15 protein-coding genes and 1 riboswitch are annotated in these 15203 nt (G+C 66.6%); of the genes, 14 read left to right on the plus strand and 1 reads right to left on the minus strand.

The window, feature by feature from the left end; genetic code table 11:
• The first annotated feature begins 2 nt into the window (after nucleotides 1-2).
• A riboswitch (cobalamin riboswitch) is annotated at nucleotides 3-229 on the plus strand.
• A 181-nt stretch (nucleotides 230-410) separates the two neighbouring features.
• From cobW to cobJ, 6 genes are read left to right on the plus strand one after another with little or no spacing between them, the layout of a single operon-like run.
• Entirely contained in the window at nucleotides 411-1463 is a 1053-nt protein-coding gene (gene cobW / locus KFK14_RS09680; RefSeq protein WP_066764436.1) for a cobalamin biosynthesis protein CobW, read from the plus strand.
• A gap of 9 nt (nucleotides 1464-1472) precedes the next feature.
• Entirely contained in the window at nucleotides 1473-4766 is a 3294-nt protein-coding gene (cobN, locus tag KFK14_RS09685) for a cobaltochelatase subunit CobN (protein ID WP_066764438.1), read from the plus strand.
• Entirely contained in the window at nucleotides 4763-5893 is a 1131-nt protein-coding gene (locus KFK14_RS09690; protein ID WP_066764439.1) for a cobalamin biosynthesis protein CobG, read from the plus strand. The genes cobN and KFK14_RS09690 overlap by 4 nt, the downstream gene beginning before the upstream one ends.
• The gene (locus KFK14_RS09695) at nucleotides 5893-6522 is read left to right on the plus strand and encodes a precorrin-8X methylmutase (protein ID WP_066764441.1); all 630 of its coding nucleotides are present in this window, start codon (nucleotides 5893-5895) and stop codon (nucleotides 6520-6522) included. The genes KFK14_RS09690 and KFK14_RS09695 overlap by 1 nt, the downstream gene beginning before the upstream one ends.
• The gene (cobI, locus tag KFK14_RS09700; protein WP_066764443.1) at nucleotides 6519-7256 is read left to right on the plus strand and encodes a precorrin-2 C(20)-methyltransferase; all 738 of its coding nucleotides are present in this window, start codon (nucleotides 6519-6521) and stop codon (nucleotides 7254-7256) included. The genes KFK14_RS09695 and cobI overlap by 4 nt, the downstream gene beginning before the upstream one ends.
• An 11-nt stretch (nucleotides 7257-7267) precedes the next feature.
• Nucleotides 7268-8026 carry a precorrin-3B C(17)-methyltransferase gene (gene cobJ / locus KFK14_RS09705; protein WP_066764447.1) on the plus strand — a complete coding sequence of 253 codons (759 nt, stop codon included), beginning with the start codon at nucleotides 7268-7270 and terminating at the stop codon, nucleotides 8024-8026.
• Here the strand turns inward: cobJ and KFK14_RS09710 are convergent.
• A complete protein-coding gene (locus KFK14_RS09710) occupies nucleotides 7993-8754 on the minus strand; it encodes a cobalt-precorrin-6A reductase (RefSeq protein WP_066764449.1) in 762 nt (253 codons plus the stop codon). The genes cobJ and KFK14_RS09710 overlap by 34 nt on opposite strands.
• Between KFK14_RS09710 and KFK14_RS09715 the strand changes: the two genes are divergently transcribed.
• Genes KFK14_RS09715 through bluB form a run of 8 tightly spaced genes read left to right on the plus strand, consistent with a single transcriptional unit; the run spans nucleotide 8753 to nucleotide 15200 of the window.
• Entirely contained in the window at nucleotides 8753-9961 is a 1209-nt protein-coding gene (locus KFK14_RS09715; protein WP_066764451.1) for a bifunctional cobalt-precorrin-7 (C(5))-methyltransferase/cobalt-precorrin-6B (C(15))-methyltransferase, read from the plus strand. The genes KFK14_RS09710 and KFK14_RS09715 overlap by 2 nt on opposite strands.
• A complete protein-coding gene (locus tag KFK14_RS09720; protein ID WP_066764453.1) occupies nucleotides 9958-10338 on the plus strand; it encodes a cobalamin biosynthesis protein in 381 nt (126 codons plus the stop codon). Before KFK14_RS09715 ends, KFK14_RS09720 begins: the two co-directional genes overlap by 4 nt.
• A complete protein-coding gene (gene cobM / locus KFK14_RS09725) occupies nucleotides 10335-11120 on the plus strand; it encodes a precorrin-4 C(11)-methyltransferase (protein WP_066764455.1) in 786 nt (261 codons plus the stop codon). The genes KFK14_RS09720 and cobM overlap by 4 nt, the downstream gene beginning before the upstream one ends.
• Nucleotides 11117-12448 carry a cobyrinic acid a,c-diamide synthase CobB gene (locus tag KFK14_RS09730; RefSeq protein WP_066764457.1) on the plus strand — a complete coding sequence of 444 codons (1332 nt, stop codon included), beginning with the start codon at nucleotides 11117-11119 and terminating at the stop codon, nucleotides 12446-12448. The genes cobM and KFK14_RS09730 overlap by 4 nt, the downstream gene beginning before the upstream one ends.
• Complete coding sequence (gene cobA / locus KFK14_RS09735) at nucleotides 12445-13167, plus strand: uroporphyrinogen-III C-methyltransferase (protein WP_066764459.1); 723 nt, start codon at nucleotides 12445-12447, stop codon at nucleotides 13165-13167. The genes KFK14_RS09730 and cobA overlap by 4 nt, the downstream gene beginning before the upstream one ends.
• Nucleotides 13164-13931 carry a precorrin-6A synthase (deacetylating) gene (gene cobF / locus KFK14_RS09740; protein WP_066764460.1) on the plus strand — a complete coding sequence of 256 codons (768 nt, stop codon included), beginning with the start codon at nucleotides 13164-13166 and terminating at the stop codon, nucleotides 13929-13931. The genes cobA and cobF overlap by 4 nt, the downstream gene beginning before the upstream one ends.
• Nucleotides 13918-14556, plus strand: coding sequence for a cob(I)yrinic acid a,c-diamide adenosyltransferase (cobO, locus tag KFK14_RS09745; protein ID WP_066764461.1), 639 nt, complete (start codon nucleotides 13918-13920; stop codon nucleotides 14554-14556). Before cobF ends, cobO begins: the two co-directional genes overlap by 14 nt.
• Nucleotides 14553-15200, plus strand: a complete 648-nt coding sequence (bluB, locus tag KFK14_RS09750) for a 5,6-dimethylbenzimidazole synthase (protein ID WP_197421495.1) — start codon at nucleotides 14553-14555, stop codon at nucleotides 15198-15200. The genes cobO and bluB overlap by 4 nt, the downstream gene beginning before the upstream one ends.
• The last annotated feature ends 3 nt before the right edge of the window (nucleotides 15201-15203 follow it).

Consider the following 15203-nt stretch of genomic DNA (forward strand, 5'->3'; position numbering starts at 1 on the left):
CATCCTTCGATGATCGCGCCGGTGCCCCGCAAGGGGCTTAATCGGGAATGCGGTGCGGGAGCTTGCTCCCAAATCCGTGGCTGTCCCTGCAACTGTAAGCGGATAGCGCGATGCACATGCTCCTGAAGTCAGGAGCAGCCACTGGACGGCGCATTGCGCCAAGTCTGGGAAGGCGTGCATCAAGCTGTGACCCGCGAGCCAGGAGACCTGCCGGCGCACCGGTCGCTCTTGCCTGATCCAGGGGATGGTCACGGCACGGTAACTCTCCGTCTGAGCGACGAAGCTGTGTGGCTGGGGCTGCACGGCCGTGTGGTAACGGGTGCTTCATCGCGCCCGCCCGTCGCCGCGCGCCGACCGGACTTGTCCGGCAAGCCCCGCCGTGTCTCGCTCTGGCGCGCGGAGAAGTTGCCATGCCAGACCTGTCCAAGGTCTCCCTGTCAAAGGTGCCGGTCACGATCATTACGGGCTTTCTGGGCGCAGGGAAAACCACGCTCATCAGCCATCTGATCCGCAATGCCGGTGGGCGCAGGCTGGCGGTGGTGGTCAACGAATTCGGCACGCTGGGGGTGGATGGCGACATTCTGCAATCCTGCGCCATTCCCGATTGCCCGGCGGAAAACATCGTCGAACTGGCCAATGGATGCATCTGCTGCACCGTGGCGGACGATTTCATCCCGACGGTGGAAAAGCTGCTGGCGCTTGATCCGCGCCCCGATCACATCCTGATCGAGACATCGGGTCTGGCGCTGCCCAAGCCGTTGCTCAAGGCGTTCGACTGGCCTGCGATCCGCAGCCGGATCACCGTGGACGGCGTACTGGCGCTGGCCGATGCCGAGGCGGTTGCGGCAGGGCGGTTTGCGCCCGATGTGGCAGCGCTGGATATTCAGCGCGCCGCCGATCCGAGCATCGACCATGAAACACCGCTGTCGGAGGTGTTCGAAGATCAACTCGCCTGCGCCGATATGGTTCTGCTCACCAAGGTCGATCTGGCCGGACCCAAGGGCGTCGCCGCCGCGCGCGCCATCATCGCGGCTGAGGCGCCGCGCCCTGTGCCGGTTATCGAACTCACCGAAGGCGTGGTCGATCCGCGGGTGATCCTGGGCCTTGGCGCCGCAGCCGAGGACGACATTGCAGCCCGCCCATCGCACCATGACGGTAATGACGACCACGAGCATGATGATTTCGACAGCACCGTCATCGCATGGGGCGAGATCGCCGATCCGGCGGCCCTTGTCGCGCGGATCGAAACGCTGGCCAGCGATCACAATATCCTGCGGGTGAAGGGCTATGCCGCCGTTGCCGGCAAGCCCATGCGGTTGCTGGTGCAGGCGGTGGGCGCGCGGGTGCGTCATCAGTACGACCGCCCGTGGCGCTCTGACGAGACGCGGCGCACCACGCTCGTCGCCATTGCCGAGCATGATCATATCGATGCCGACGCCATTCGCGCGGTGCTGCTGGGGTAGGCGCACGCCATGCACGTCATCTTCCGCGAAACCCATGGGATGGAGGAAACCGCCGTCCCGCAGGATCTGGGGCAAGAGCCTGCGGACCTGGTGGTCCTGTCCTTTTCGGACAGCGACCTGGGGGCCTTTGCGGCGGCATGGCATATGGCCCGCGCGGCCGATGCGGCATTTCCGTCCTTAAGGATCGCCAATCTGGCCGCGCTTATGCATCCGCTATCGGTCGATACTTATGTCGAGCGGACGCTGTTCCGCGCGAAGGCGATCCTGATTCGGCTCATCGGCGGTACGCCCTATTGGAGTTACGGGCTGCAACAGGTCGAGGCTTTGGCTCGCTCGCGCGGCATCGCGCTGGCCGTGCTGCCCGGCGACGGCTGGGAAGACGCGCGGCTGGATGCGGCTTCGACCGTCCCGGTGTCCGCATTGCGAGAACTTGCGCAGTTGTGTGATGCGGGGGGCGCAGGGGCGGCGCATGCGGCGCTTGCCGGATTGGCACGGCTGGCAGGACTGACCGATACGCCTGCCCAAGGTTGCGAGCCTTTGGCTGTGGCGGGAGGTTGGCATCCCGACCATGGCGTGGTCGATCCCGATGCCTTCGCGCACAATCCCGGACGGCCCCTGGTCCTGATCATATTCTATCGCTCTTATCTGACCGCGCACGATCTGGACCCGTTTGCCGCCCTCCATGCCGTATTCGAGCGGCGCGGCTTTGACGCGTTGTCGATTTTCGTTCCCTCGCTGAAAGCTCCGCAGGTACGCGATCAGGTGGACCAGTGGGTGCGCGGCCTTGGCCCGGCGGCGATCATCAACGCCACCGCCTTTTCCGCGCGCGGCGAGGACGGCTCTACCTCGCTCGATGGCGCGGGCGTTCCGGTGTTTCAACTGGCGCTCGCTACGTCCGGCCGCGCGGCCTGGGCGACGACATCGCGCGGGCTGTCCCCGGCAGACCTCGCCATGCATGTCGTTCTGCCGGAGATTGACGGGCGGGTCTTTGCGGGAGTCGCCAGCTTCAAGGAGGCGGGGACGCGCGATCCCGACCTTGCATTCGCCCGCAACGTCCATCGCGCCGATCCCGACCGGGTCGAGGCGATCGCTGCGCGGGTGGCGGGCTGGATCGCCCTCGCCCAAAGGCCGGTTGCCGAGCGGCGCGTTGCTCTGGTCCTGTCGACCTATCCCGGCAAGGTATACCAGATGGCCCATGCCGTAGGGCTGGATGCGCTCGCCTCAGCCGAGGCGATCCTGGCCGACCTGGCGCAAGCGGGATATGCCACGGCGGCCCAGACCGATCTGGCGATGCGCCTTGAAAGTGGGCATCTGCAATGGCCGCTGGCCGAGTATCGCAAGGCGTTGACGGCACTGCCCGACGCCTTGCGCGCTGATCTTTCCGCCGTGTGGGGCGAGCCGGAAGCCGATGTGGCAGTCGTCGATGGCGCGTTCTGTTTTGCCGCGCTGGCTGTCGGCAACGCGCTGGTCGCCTTGCAGCCCGAACGCGGTGGCAGCACCAGTCGCGACGAGGACTATCACGATCTCTCCCGCTGTCCGCGCCATGGCTATGTCGCCTTCTATCTCTGGCTCCGCGCAAGGGCTGTGGACGCACTGGTCCATATCGGCGCGCATGGCACGCTGGAGTGGTTGCCGGGCAAGTCTGTTGCCCTTTCGGATACTTGCTGGCCCGAGGCGCTGACCGGCGCGATGCCGGTGATTTATCCGTTCATCGTCAACGATCCCGGAGAGGCGGCACAGGCCAAGCGGCGCATCGGTGCGGTTACCATCGGACACGTTCCGCCGCCGCTGGCGCAAACCGAAAGCGGCGCGGGGCTGGCCCGGATCGAGGCGCTGCTGGATGAATTCTCCAATGCCGACGGGCTCGACCCGGCCCGCCGCGACCGCCTGCAAGCAGCCATCCGGGAGGAAGCGCGAACGCTGGGGCTTGAGGCCGAGCTGGGCCTTGATAGCGCGGCCACTCTGGTCGAGGCGATCACCCGGATCGACCGCTTCGTTTGCGACGTCAAGGAAAGCCAGTTCGGCGACGGCCTGCACGTGTTCGGGTGCGGCGATCAGGGCGCAGCCGAGCGGGCCGGATTGCTGGCGGCGCTGGACGGACGACGCGTTCCTCCCGGTCCCTCCGGCTCCCCCTTTCGCGGGCGAAGCGATGTGCTGCCAACCGGGCGCAACCTTTATGCGATAGACCCGCGCGTGGTGCCCTCGCGCGCCGCCCATGCGCAAGGCGTGACACTGGCAGAGGAACTGATCCGGCGGCATTTGCAGGATCATGGCGATTATCCGCGTGGGCTGGTGGTCGATCTGTGGGGATCGGCCACGATGCGCACGGCGGGCGAGGAATTCGTCATGGCGCTGCACCTGCTCGGCGCAAAACCGGTGTGGGACATGACATCCGAACGGGTAACGGGTGTCGAGATCCTGCCGCTGGCGCTGCTAGATCGCCCGCGCATTGACGTGACCCTGCGGGTTTCCGGACTGTTCCGTGATGCCTTCCCGGCGTTGCCCATGCTGTTTGGCCAGGCGGTGCGCGCGCTGTGTTTGCGGGATGAACCAGCGGACTGGAACCCGTTTGCGGGGCAGGCAGCGGCCCCGCGTGTCTATGGCCCGGCTCCGGGCCGCTATGGACTGGGTCTCGGCGATGCGGCCGAGGTCTATACCGATGCGGCCCGGCGCGCTGCCGGAGAGGCGTGGCTGGCGGCATCGGACCATGCGTTCGACGCGACCTGCGATGCGACCGGGGCCGTCCCTGATCCAGACGGCCTGCGTCGGCGCGTTGAAGGTGCAGACGCCTTTGTCCATCTTCAGGACTTGCCCGAAACCGACTTGTTGCTGGCCGCCGACTATGTCGCACACGAGGCAGGCTTTGCCGCTGCCAAGGCGCTATCGGGCGGGGTGTCGGCGCTCTATCATCTCGACAATCGCGACCCGCTGAATCCGGTCGCGCGCAGCCTGACCGAAGAAATCGCCCGCGTCGTCCGCGCCCGTGCCGCGCATCCGGGCTGGATCGCAGGCATGATGCGGCATGGTTTTCGCGGAGGCGCGGAGCTGGCCGCGACGCTGGATCATATGGGCGCTTTTGCCCATCTTTCGGGCAGCGTGCCGCCGCATCTGTTCGACCTCTATCACGATGCGACGTTGGGCCAGGCCGATGTTCGCGCCTTTCTTGAGCGCGAAAACCCCGGCGCGCTGGCGGCGATGGAAGCCCGCTTCGCCGCGCTCCATGCCGCCGGGCTGTGGCAGACCCGGCGCAATTCCATCATCGCCAGCCTGCCCATCTCGGTCGGTCTTGAGGACAGGGCATGAGCAGCTTTGCGGTGAAGGGCTGGTGCCCCGATGCGTGGCACCCGATGATGGCAGGCGACGGGTTGCTGGTGCGGGTCAAGCCCCGGCTTGGCTGGCTGACCCGCGCGCAAGTGCTGGGCCTGTGCGATGCCGCCGTGTTGCATGGCAATGGCCTGATCGACATCACCGCCCGCGCCAATCTCCAGCTTCGCGGGATGCGCGAAACCGGCTGGCAGGCGCTGCTCGACCGGTTGCTGGCGCTCGATTTGGTGGACGGCGACCCCGTCATCGAACAGCGGCGCAACATTCTGGTCGCGCCGGATTGGCGCGCCGGCGATGACAGCCACCGCATTGCGGGCGAATTGCTGGACCGGCTGGGTGAACTACCCGATCTGCCGGACAAGGTGGGCTTTGCCATCGATGCGGGTCAGGCCTGCGTCCTGCGTGGCGAGGTTGGAGATTTCCGCATTGAACGCGGCGGAGATGGCAGCTTGATCCTGCGCGCCTACGGCTATCGGGGCGGTGTTGCGGTTGCTGCGGGTCAGGAAGTGGACGCCCTGATCGCGCTGGCCCATTGGTTTGTGGCAACCGGCGGCGCGGATGCGGGGCGCATGGCCCGGCACACGGTTGCCTTGCCCGAATGGGCCTGTGGCGACATTCGGCCTGCGCCGTCGGCTGCCCGCGTCGTGCCGGGCATCCATGATCTGGGCTGGGCTTATGGCCTGCCGTTCGGCCGGATTGAGGCGCCGATACTGGCTGGTGTGATGGAGGCATCGTCTGCCGGAGCGGTGATGATCACCCCGTGGCGGGTGCTGGTCGTGGAAGGCGCGCCTGCCATGCAGGTGGATGGCCTGATCACCGACCCTGCCGATCCGCTGCTGCATGTCGATGCCTGCCCGGGCGTGCCCTGCTGCCCTCAGGCCTCGGTCGAAACCCGCGATCTTGCCCGCCGCCTTGCCCCGCATGTCGCCGGACGGCTGCATGTTTCGGGCTGTGCCAAGGGCTGTGCCCGCCCGCGCGCAGCCGATGTCACGCTGACGGGCCGCGATGGACTGTTCGATCTTTCCCTGAACGCGCGCGCCGGAGGGCCTGCGATTCGCTCCGCGCTTGGCCCGGCCGACACTCTTGCCCATTTCGGAACCTCCTGATGCCTCATGTCTATGAAACCGATGGCGCTGCCATCTATCGCCAGTCCTTCGCAATGATTCGCGCCGAAGCCGATCTGCTGCGCTTTTCAGCCGATGAGGAACAGGTGGCGGTGCGCATGATCCATGCCGCCGGGATGGTGGATCTTGCCGCGCATATCCGCTTTTCATCCGGCTTTGCGAGTGTTGCGCGGGCAGCGCTGGCCGCTGGCGCGCCGGTGCTGTGCGATGCACGGATGGTGTCCGAGGGGATCACCCGCGCACGGCTGCCCGCCGCCAATCCGATCATCTGTACGCTGAATGCGCCGCAAGTGCCGGACATGGCGCGGGCCATGGGCAACACCCGTTCCGCCGCCGCGCTGGAACTGTGGCGACCGCATCTGGCAGGCGCGGTAGTGGCCATCGGCAACGCGCCGACCGCGCTGTTCCATCTGCTGAATATGCTGGAAGATCCCGATTGCCCGCGCCCGGCGGCGATCATCGGCTGTCCGGTGGGCTTTGTCGGCGCAGCCGAATCCAAGGCCGCGTTGTGGGCCGCGCCGCCGGTGCCGTGCTGCATCGTCGATGGGCGGCTGGGCGGCAGCGCGATCACGGTGGCCGCGATCAACGCTCTCGCGAGTCGCGCCGAATGAGTGTGACCATAGCTTGCGGAACGATCCACGGCGTCGGGCTTGGTCCCGGCGCGGCCGATCTGCTGAGCGTGCGCGCCGACCGTCTGGTGCGCGGGGCGCGCCACGTTGCCTATTTCCGCAAGGCCGGGCGGCCGGGACGGGCGCGGCGGATTGTCGATGGCATGCTGCGCGCCGACGTGATCGAAATCCCGATGGAATATCCGGTGACCACCGAAATTCCGCTGTCCGACCCGCGCTACAACGACTGTCTTTCCGCCTTCTATGCCGAATGCACGCAGCGGCTGCTCGTACTGGCACAGGCGGGCGAGGATGTGGTTGTGCTGTGTGAGGGCGATCCGTTCTTCTACGGCTCGTTCATGCATCTTCATGGCCGTTTGGCAGGCTTGGTCCCGGTGACGGTGGTGCCGGGCATCACCGGCATGGCCGGGGCATGGAACGCGACTGACATTCCCATCACCTGGGGCGACGACGTACTGACGGTAGCCATGGCAACCCTGCCCGAGGACGAACTGGCCCGGCGCATCCGCGATACTGATGCGCTGGTGGTGATGAAGATCGGGCGCAACCTGCCCAAATTGCGCCGCGCGGTGGCGGCGGCCGGGCGCGAGGACGCCGCCTGGCTGGTCGAACATGCCGCCATGCCCGGCCAGCGCGTCACGCGGTTGATCGAGGCGACCAGCGTCACACCCTATTTCTCGATCCTGCTGATTCATGGACAGGGAAGGCGGCCATGAGTGCCGGGGCCATGAGCGGCTGGCTGGCCATCGCCGGTCTGGGGCCGGGGGATGAGGCGCTGATTACGCCCGAAGTCACCGCTGCTCTGGCCGGGGCGAGCGATGTTATCGGCTATATTCCCTATGTCGCCCGCATCGCCCCCCGCGCGGGGCTGACGCTGCACCCGTCCGACAACCGGGTGGAGCTGGATCGCGCGGCCCATGCGCTGGAGCTGGCGGCGCAGGGCCGGCGCGTGGTGGTGGTGTCGTCTGGCGATCCGGGCGTGTTCGCGATGGCCGCTGCCGTGTTCGAGGCGCTGGAGGCTGGCCCGGCCCATTGGCGCAATCTCGACATTCGGGTGCTGCCCGGCATCACCGCCATGCTGGCCGCCAGCGCGCGGGCGGGGGCGCCGCTGGGGCATGACTTTTGCGCCATTAACCTGTCGGACAATCTCAAACCCTGGCCGCTGATCGAAAAGCGGCTGCGATTGGCGGCGGAAGCAGATTTCGCCATGGCCTTTTACAACCCGAGGTCGAAGGCCCGGCCCGAAGGGTTCAAGCGCGTGCTGGAACTGCTGCGCGAGGTGTGCGGCCCTGATCGCCCGATCCTGTTCGCCCGTGCGGTTTCGACGCCTGACGAGCAATTGCGGATCGTACCGCTGGCTGAGGCGCGCGCGGACATGGCCGATATGCGCACGATGGTGATCGTCGGATCAAGCATGACGCGGATCATCGATGGGCCCGCGCGCCCGATCCTTTACACCCCCCGGTCGGTCACGGTTTCAGCATGATGACCCAACCAGGAAAGCACATCTTGGGTATCATAAACCTCGGCCCGGTTGGGAATGGCGGGACGGTCAATCATCAGGATCGGCAAGCCCAGATTGCGCGCCGCGATCAGCTTGGCATTGGCGCCGCTGCCGCCCGCATTCTTGCAAACCACCAGATCGATGGCGTGGGTCTGCAACAATGCGCTGTCTCCAGCGGCAGTGAACGGCCCGCGATCAACGATCAGGGTGTGATGGGGCAAGCCCGGCGGCTGTTCCGGCGCGTCCACGAAACGCAGCAGATAGTGGTGCTGTGGCTGGGCGGCGAAGGCTTCCACATGCATTCGTCCCAACGCCAGCATGACGCGGCGGGCTGGCCCGGCCAGCGCGGCGACCGCGCCGTCGATGTCCGTAACGTGGGTCCAGCGGTCACCAGCGACCGGCTCCCACGCACGACGGGTCAACGCCACATGAGGCACCCCGGCCAGACGGGCCGCCTCCACCGCATGACGGCTCATCGTCGCGGCGAAGGGGTGGGTGGCATCGACCAGATGAGTCACGCGATGGTGGCGCAGATAATCGGCCAGCCCCGCAACTCCGCCGAACCCGCCAACCCGCACCGGAACCGGCTGAGCACGGGGGTTTGCGGTCCGTCCGGCATAGCTGAGCGTCGCCGCAATGCCGCGCTTCGCGAGCAATCGGGCAAGCGCGCTGGCCTCGGTTGTGCCGCCCAGCAGGAGGACATTGGGCATGGTTGAGTCCTCTCCTGAAGCGTGGTTGACGATCATCGGCATCGGTGAGGACGGGCCGGATGGCCTGTCCGCCGCTGGCCGCGCGGCGCTGGCGCAGGCTGAACTGGTCATGGGACCGGCCCGGCATCTTGCGCTGCTGCCCGCGATTAGCTGCCCGGTGATGGAATGGCCAGTGCCGTTTGCCGACGGTATTGCCCTTTTGATGCAACATCGCGGACGGCGCGTGGTGATGCTGGCGTCGGGCGATCCGTTCTGGTTCGGCGCGGGAACTAGCGTAACCCGCCACCTCGAACCGGGCGAATGGGTGGCGATCCCCGCGCCCTCCACGTTCACGCTGGCCACCGCGCGGTTGGGCTGGCCGCTTGAGGATGTGGCCTGCCTTGGCCTGCACGCTGCCCCGTTAGAGCGACTTAAGCCCCACTTGGCGCCGGGGCAGCGCGTGATTGCACTGTTGCGCGATGGCGAGGCGGTGACCGCGTTGGCGGACTGTCTGTCCGGGCAGGGGTTCGGCCCTTCGATGCTGCATGTGATGGAAGCATTGGGCGGCCCACGCGAACGGATGCGCGGCGTAACCGCCGAGGCGCTGTCCTTTACCGACATCGCCCATCCGGTTGCGGTCGGGATCGACTGTGCCGGGCACGGTGATGCCTTGCCGCTGACGGCGGGCCGACCGGACCACTGGTTTGCATCCGACGGGCAGATCACCAAGCGCCCGGTGCGTGCGCTGACGCTGTCGGCGCTGGCCCCGCGCGGCGGTGAATTGCTGTGGGATATTGGCGCAGGATCGGGATCGATCGGGATCGAATGGCTGCTGGCCCACCCGGCCAACCGGGCCTGTGCGATAGAAGCTGATCCGGTGCGCGCGGACCGTGCGCGAGCCAATGCAGTCGCGCTGGGCGTTGATCAACTGAAAGTGTTTATCGGACGCGCGCCGGATGCCTTGCCGGATGGTCCGGCACCCGATGCGGTGTTTATCGGCGGCGGATTGTCGGAAGCCTTGCTGGACACACTATGGGCAGGTTTGCCCGCCGGAACAAGGCTGGTGGCCAATGCGGTGACGCTGGAATCAGAAGCACTGCTGACGCGCTGGCATGGCCAAAAAGGCGGGAGTTTGCTGCGGATCGAACTGGCAGATGCCGCTCCACTGGGCAACCGTCACGGCTGGCGCGCCCGCTATCCCGTGGTGCAGTGGAGCGTGACGCTATGATTGTCGCAGGCTTCGGCTTTCGGTCGGGCGCGGCCTTGCCTTCGCTGCGCGCGGCGTTCGCGCTGGCAGGGCAGGGGCAACCGCCGGTGACGCATCTGGCCACAGCGCACGACAAGCTCGCGGTGCTGCTTCCGTTGGCCAAAGCGCTGGGCCTGCCGCTGATGGGCGTCGCTTCCGATGCATTGGCCGCCGTTTCCACCCCCACGCGCTCCATCGCCAGCCTGAATGCTCGTCACGTCGGCAGCGTGGCAGAGGCATCGGCACTGGCCGCCGCTGGCGCTGGCGCGTGCCTGTTGGCACCGCGCCGAATCTCTCCCGATCGCATGGCGACATGCGCCATTGCCGCCAGTGTCAACCTTCAGGAACCTACGACATGACCGTCCACTTCATCGGCGCCGGTCCCGGCGCGCCCGACCTGCTCACCTTGCGCGGACGCGATCTGATCGCGCGCAGCCCGGTGTGCCTTTACGCCGGGTCGCTGATCCCGGTCGCCGTGCTCGATCATTGCCCGCCGGACGCCCGGATCGTGAATACCGCGCCGCTGGAACTGGACCAGATCATGGCCGAGATCGCTGTTGCTCATGCCGCCGGGCACGATGTGGCGCGATTGCATTCGGGCGACCTGTCGGTGTGGTCGGCGATGGGCGAGCAATTGCGCCGCCTGCGCGCGCTGGACATTCCTTTTACCGTGACGCCCGGTGTCCCGGCGTTCGCCGCCGCCGCTGCTGCGCTGGAGGCAGAGCTGACGCTGCCCGCGCTGTCGCAATCGCTGGTGCTGACTCGCACGCCGGGCCGCGCCAGCACGATGCCACCCGCCGAAAGCCTGACCAATTTTGCCGTGACCGGCGCGACGCTGGCCATTCACCTGTCGGTCCACAATCTGGCGCAAGTGGTGGCCGACCTGACGCCAGCCTATGGCGCGGATTGCCCCGTCGCCGTGGTCTGGCGCGCCAGCTGGCCTGATCAACGGATCGTGCGCGCCACGCTCGACACGATCGAGCAGGCCGTGGCGGGAAGCATGGAGCGCACCGCCCTGATCCTGGTCGGGCGCGTGCTGGCGGCTGAGAATTTTGCCGAAAGCAGCCTTTATGCGCCCGGCTATGACCGCCGCTTCCGGCCCCAGGATGCCTCTTCGCGCTTCTCGGAGGCATCCGAATGAGCGTGCCGGGCTTGATCATTGCCGCCCCGGCATCGGGGACAGGCAAGACTACCGTGATGCTGGGCTTGCTTCGCGCGCTGAGCGAGGACGGACTGACGGTGCAGCCGTTCAAGAGCGGACCGGACTATATCGACCCGGCGTTTCACCGGGCGGCTTGCGGCAGGTCGTCGTTCAACCTCGACAGTTGGGCGATGGACGGCGAGCTGCTCGACGCTATCGCGGCCGAGGCGGCAGGGGCGGACATGGTGCTCGCCGAAGGGTCGATGGGGCTTTACGATGGCGTTGCCAGCAACGGTGCCTCAGGTAACGGCGCCAGCGCCGAAATGGCGCGCCGCATGGGCTGGCCCGTGGTGCTCGTGCTGGACGTTTCGGGGCAGGCACAGTCAGCAGCAGCCACTGCGCTGGGCTTCAAGAGCCTCGATCCGCATTTGCCGTTCGCGGGCGTGATCCTCAATCGTGTCGCCAGTCCGCGCCATGAACGACTGGTGCGCAAGGGGATGGAGGCGGTCGGGATACCTGTCCTGGGGGCGTTGCCCCGGCGCGGCGACCTGACCTTGCCTGAGCGCCATCTGGGGCTGGTGCAGGCTGTCGAGCATCCCGACCTGGACCGGGCGATCGCTGACTACGCCGCATTCTTGCGCGCCCATGCCGATCTCGACGCCATTCGCCGCGCGGCGAGGCGGATTCCGGTGCCAGCGGATCGGGTCGAGAGCCGCCTTCCGGTGCCCCCGGCACAGCGCATCGCCATCGCGCGCGACGCAGCCTTTTCCTTCATCTATCCGCACCTGGTGGAGGGCTGGCGACGGGCCGGGGCGGAAATCCTGCCGTTTTCTCCGCTGGCCAATGAAGCGCCAGCATCCCATGCCGACTGCGTCTGGCTGCCGGGCGGCTATCCCGAACTGCATGCCGGCAAGCTTGCGGCGGCGGGCACCTTCCTGTCCGGCCTGCGCAACCATGCCGAAACGCGCGCAGTCCATGGCGAATGTGGTGGCTACATGGTGCTTGGCGAGGCTCTGATTGACAAGGCGGGCGTCGCCCACCGCATGGCCGGTCTGCTGGGGCTGGTCACCAGCCATGCCGAGCGCAAGATGCATCTGGGCTATCGCCTTGCAGAATTGCTGTCTCCCATATCGGGCATTCCTGTTGGCACACGACTGTGCGGGCACGAGTTCCATTACTCCACCATTGTCGAACAGCGCGATGCCCCGCTGGCCCGGGTCACCGACGCCAATGGCGATGCGGTGGCCGAAACCGGATCGCGGCGGGGGCATGTGACCGGGACGTTCTTCCACATGATCGCACCCCTCAATAGCCGGGGTGCGGCATGAGCGGTTTCGTGTCGTTTGTCGGAGCGGGGCCGGGCGATCCTGACCTCCTGACGATAAAAGCCGCCGCACGTCTCGATACTGCCGATGCCATCCTTTTCGACGACCTGGCATCGCGGACGATCCTCGATCGCGCGCGCCGGGACGTGAAACTGGTCCCGGTCGGCAAACGGGCAGGACGCCCGTCGCCCTCGCAGGCCGAAGTCAACCGGCTGCTGGTGGAACATGCCCAGGCCGGCTTGCACGTGGTGCGGCTCAAATCGGGGGACGCCGGCATATTCGGACGACTGGAGGAAGAGATAGACGCGCTGCGCAAGGCCGGGATCGCCTTCGAAATCGTTCCTGGCGTCAGTGCGGCAAGCGCGGCGGCGGCAGCGATCGGCATTCCGCTCACCCGGCGTGAACAAGCACGACGGGTACAGTTTGTGACCGGCCACGGCGTCAATGGCCAGTTACCGGACGACCTCAACATGGCTGCGCTGGCCGATCCGCGCGCGACAACGGTTGTGTACATGGCGCGGCGAACCTTTCCCGCGCTGGTCGAACGGCTGCTGGAGAGCGGGATGGCGCCCGAAACGCCCGCCATCCTTGCCGAGAATGTCGGGCACCAGGATCAGCGCATCACCAAAAGCAATATCACAGGCCTGGCGCGCGTGCTGGCCGAGGGGGGGCCGTCTGCCCCGGCCATCGTCCTCTACGGCCCGCTGGCGGAAGAAGCATGATCGACCTCCATCTCATCGGTATCGGCACTGGCAATCCGGATCACCTTACCGCCGAGGCTGTTCGCGTGATGAACGAGGCCGATCTCATCCTGCTGCCGCGCAAGGGGAGCGCGAAATCCGATCTGGTCGATTTGCGCCGCACGATCTGTGCGCAGGTCCTGCACCGGCCCGTGCGGATCATCGAATTCGACATGCCGGTGCGGGACGCGAGCGTGCCATATATGCAGGCGGTCGACGAATGGCATGACGCCATCGCGGCGGCGTGGCGCGAACGGATTGCAACGCATTTGCCGAATGGCGGGAGCCTCGCCTTGCTGGTCTGGGGCGACCCCTCGCTTTATGACAGCAGCTTGCGGATCTCTGATCGGCTCAAGGCCGCCGGCGTCGAGACGACGGTTCATGTGGTCCCCGGAATTACCAGCATCCATGCACTGACCGCGGCCCATGCCATTCCCCTCAACCCGTTGGCGGGAAGCGTCACGATCACCACTGGCCGGATGCTGCGCAAGCACGGCTGGCCTGCGGGGGCGGACACGGTCGTGGTGATGCTCGACAGCGGCTGTGCCTTCGAGGCGATCGAGTCCGCCGGAATCGAAATTTGGTGGGGCGCCTATCTCGGCATGCCGCAACAAGCGCTCGAACGGGGGACTCTGACTCAGGCCGCGCCCGGCATCGCCGCGCGCCGCGCTGATCTTCGCGCGCGCCACGGCTGGATCATGGACGTTTATCTGATGCGAAAGGAACTGGCCGATGGAAGCCGATAACAATCAGGTCGCGCGAGAGGGTATTGCAGACGGAGACGCGCGCCATGCTGAAAAGATGCGCAAGAAGCAGACCGCGCAGGCCAAGATCATGGCCAATAAGACCCGCGAGAAGGGCCTGCTGATCGTCCACACCGGCAAGGGCAAGGGCAAGACCAGCGCGGCGCTGGGCATGGTGGTCCGCGCCATTGGCCACGGCATGAAAGTGGGCGTGGTCCAGTTCGTCAAAGGGGCGATGAAAACGGGTGAAAAGGCCGTGTTCGACGCCTTTCCCGACAATGTCGAATTCAAGCCGATGGGCGAAGGTTTTACGTGGGACACACAGGACCGCACCCGCGACATCGCAGCCGCCCGCGCCGGTTGGGACGAGGTCAAGCGCATGATCGCTGACCCCAGCTATCACATGGTGCTGGCCGACGAACTGAACATCGTGCTGCGGTATGACTATCTGCCGGTCGATGAAGTGGTAGCGGTGCTGACCGCGCGCGACGCGATGAAGCATGTTATCGTCACGGGCCGCAATGCCCCCGACGCGCTTATCGAGGTGGCCGACCTCGTCACCGAGATGACCATGGTCAAGCACCCCTTCCGTTCAGGTGTGAAGGCGCAGGCGGGGATTGAGTTCTGAGCGACGCCCCGCCTCTGTTCTACGCGGAATTTGCGGAGCAATTCACGCAATTGCTGCGCTGGCGGCGCGATGTGCGGCATTTCGACCGCCGCGCCGTTGGCGAAGCAGACATGTGTGCGCTGCTGGCCTGCGCCGCGATGGCGCCGTCGGTCGGCAATGCCCAGCCGTGGCGCTTTGTGCGCGTGCGGACGCCGGACATACGGGAGGCGCTGGCCGCGCATGCCGATGGGCAAAGCGCCCATGCGGCAGAGCGCTATGCCGGGCAGGCGCGGTACGATCACTACCTGTCGCTCAAGCTGCACGGCTTGCGTGAGGCGCCCGAACTGATCGCGGTGTTCTGTGACGAACAGCCCGAGGCGGGGCACGGCCTTGGCATTGCCACCATGCCCGAAATGTTGCGCTATTCGTGCGTGCTGGCGATCCACAATCTGTGGCTGGCGGCGCGGCTGCGCGGGCTTGGCCTTGGCTGGGTGTCGATCGTTGATCCACCGGCGGTCCATGCCCTGCTCGACGTTCCCGCCACCTGGTCGCTGATCGCTCTGCTGTGCATCGGTTACCCGGCAGACACGTCCGATACCCCCGAACTGGAACAGCGCGGCTGGCAGCAGCGTGAGCCGTGGGCCGACCGGGTGTTCGAACGATGATTT

Origin of the sequence: Sphingobium phenoxybenzoativorans (assembly GCF_018286635.1) — a bacterium.
Classification (GTDB): Bacteria; Pseudomonadota; Alphaproteobacteria; order Sphingomonadales; family Sphingomonadaceae; genus Sphingobium; species Sphingobium phenoxybenzoativorans.

Excerpts from the sequence above, each read along its gene's own strand:
- cobW (WP_066764436.1), top strand. The coding sequence starts at position 411 with ATGCCAGACCTGTCCAAGGTCTCCCTGTCAAAGGTGCCGGTCACGATC.
- cobN (WP_066764438.1), top strand. The coding sequence starts at position 1,473 with ATGCACGTCATCTTCCGCGAAACCCATGGGATGGAGGAAACCGCCGTC.
- KFK14_RS09690 (WP_066764439.1), top strand. The coding sequence starts at position 4,763 with ATGAGCAGCTTTGCGGTGAAGGGCTGGTGCCCCGATGCGTGGCACCCG.
- KFK14_RS09695 (WP_066764441.1), top strand. The coding sequence starts at position 5,893 with ATGCCTCATGTCTATGAAACCGATGGCGCTGCCATCTATCGCCAGTCC.
- cobI (WP_066764443.1), top strand. The coding sequence starts at position 6,519 with ATGAGTGTGACCATAGCTTGCGGAACGATCCACGGCGTCGGGCTTGGT.
- cobJ (WP_066764447.1), top strand. The coding sequence starts at position 7,268 with ATGAGCGGCTGGCTGGCCATCGCCGGTCTGGGGCCGGGGGATGAGGCG.
- KFK14_RS09715 (WP_066764451.1), top strand. The coding sequence starts at position 8,753 with ATGGTTGAGTCCTCTCCTGAAGCGTGGTTGACGATCATCGGCATCGGT.
- KFK14_RS09710 (WP_066764449.1), bottom strand. The coding sequence starts at position 8,754 with ATGCCCAATGTCCTCCTGCTGGGCGGCACAACCGAGGCCAGCGCGCTT.
- KFK14_RS09720 (WP_066764453.1), top strand. The coding sequence starts at position 9,958 with ATGATTGTCGCAGGCTTCGGCTTTCGGTCGGGCGCGGCCTTGCCTTCG.
- cobM (WP_066764455.1), top strand. The coding sequence starts at position 10,335 with ATGACCGTCCACTTCATCGGCGCCGGTCCCGGCGCGCCCGACCTGCTC.
- KFK14_RS09730 (WP_066764457.1), top strand. The coding sequence starts at position 11,117 with ATGAGCGTGCCGGGCTTGATCATTGCCGCCCCGGCATCGGGGACAGGC.
- cobA (WP_066764459.1), top strand. The coding sequence starts at position 12,445 with ATGAGCGGTTTCGTGTCGTTTGTCGGAGCGGGGCCGGGCGATCCTGAC.
- cobF (WP_066764460.1), top strand. The coding sequence starts at position 13,164 with ATGATCGACCTCCATCTCATCGGTATCGGCACTGGCAATCCGGATCAC.
- cobO (WP_066764461.1), top strand. The coding sequence starts at position 13,918 with ATGGAAGCCGATAACAATCAGGTCGCGCGAGAGGGTATTGCAGACGGA.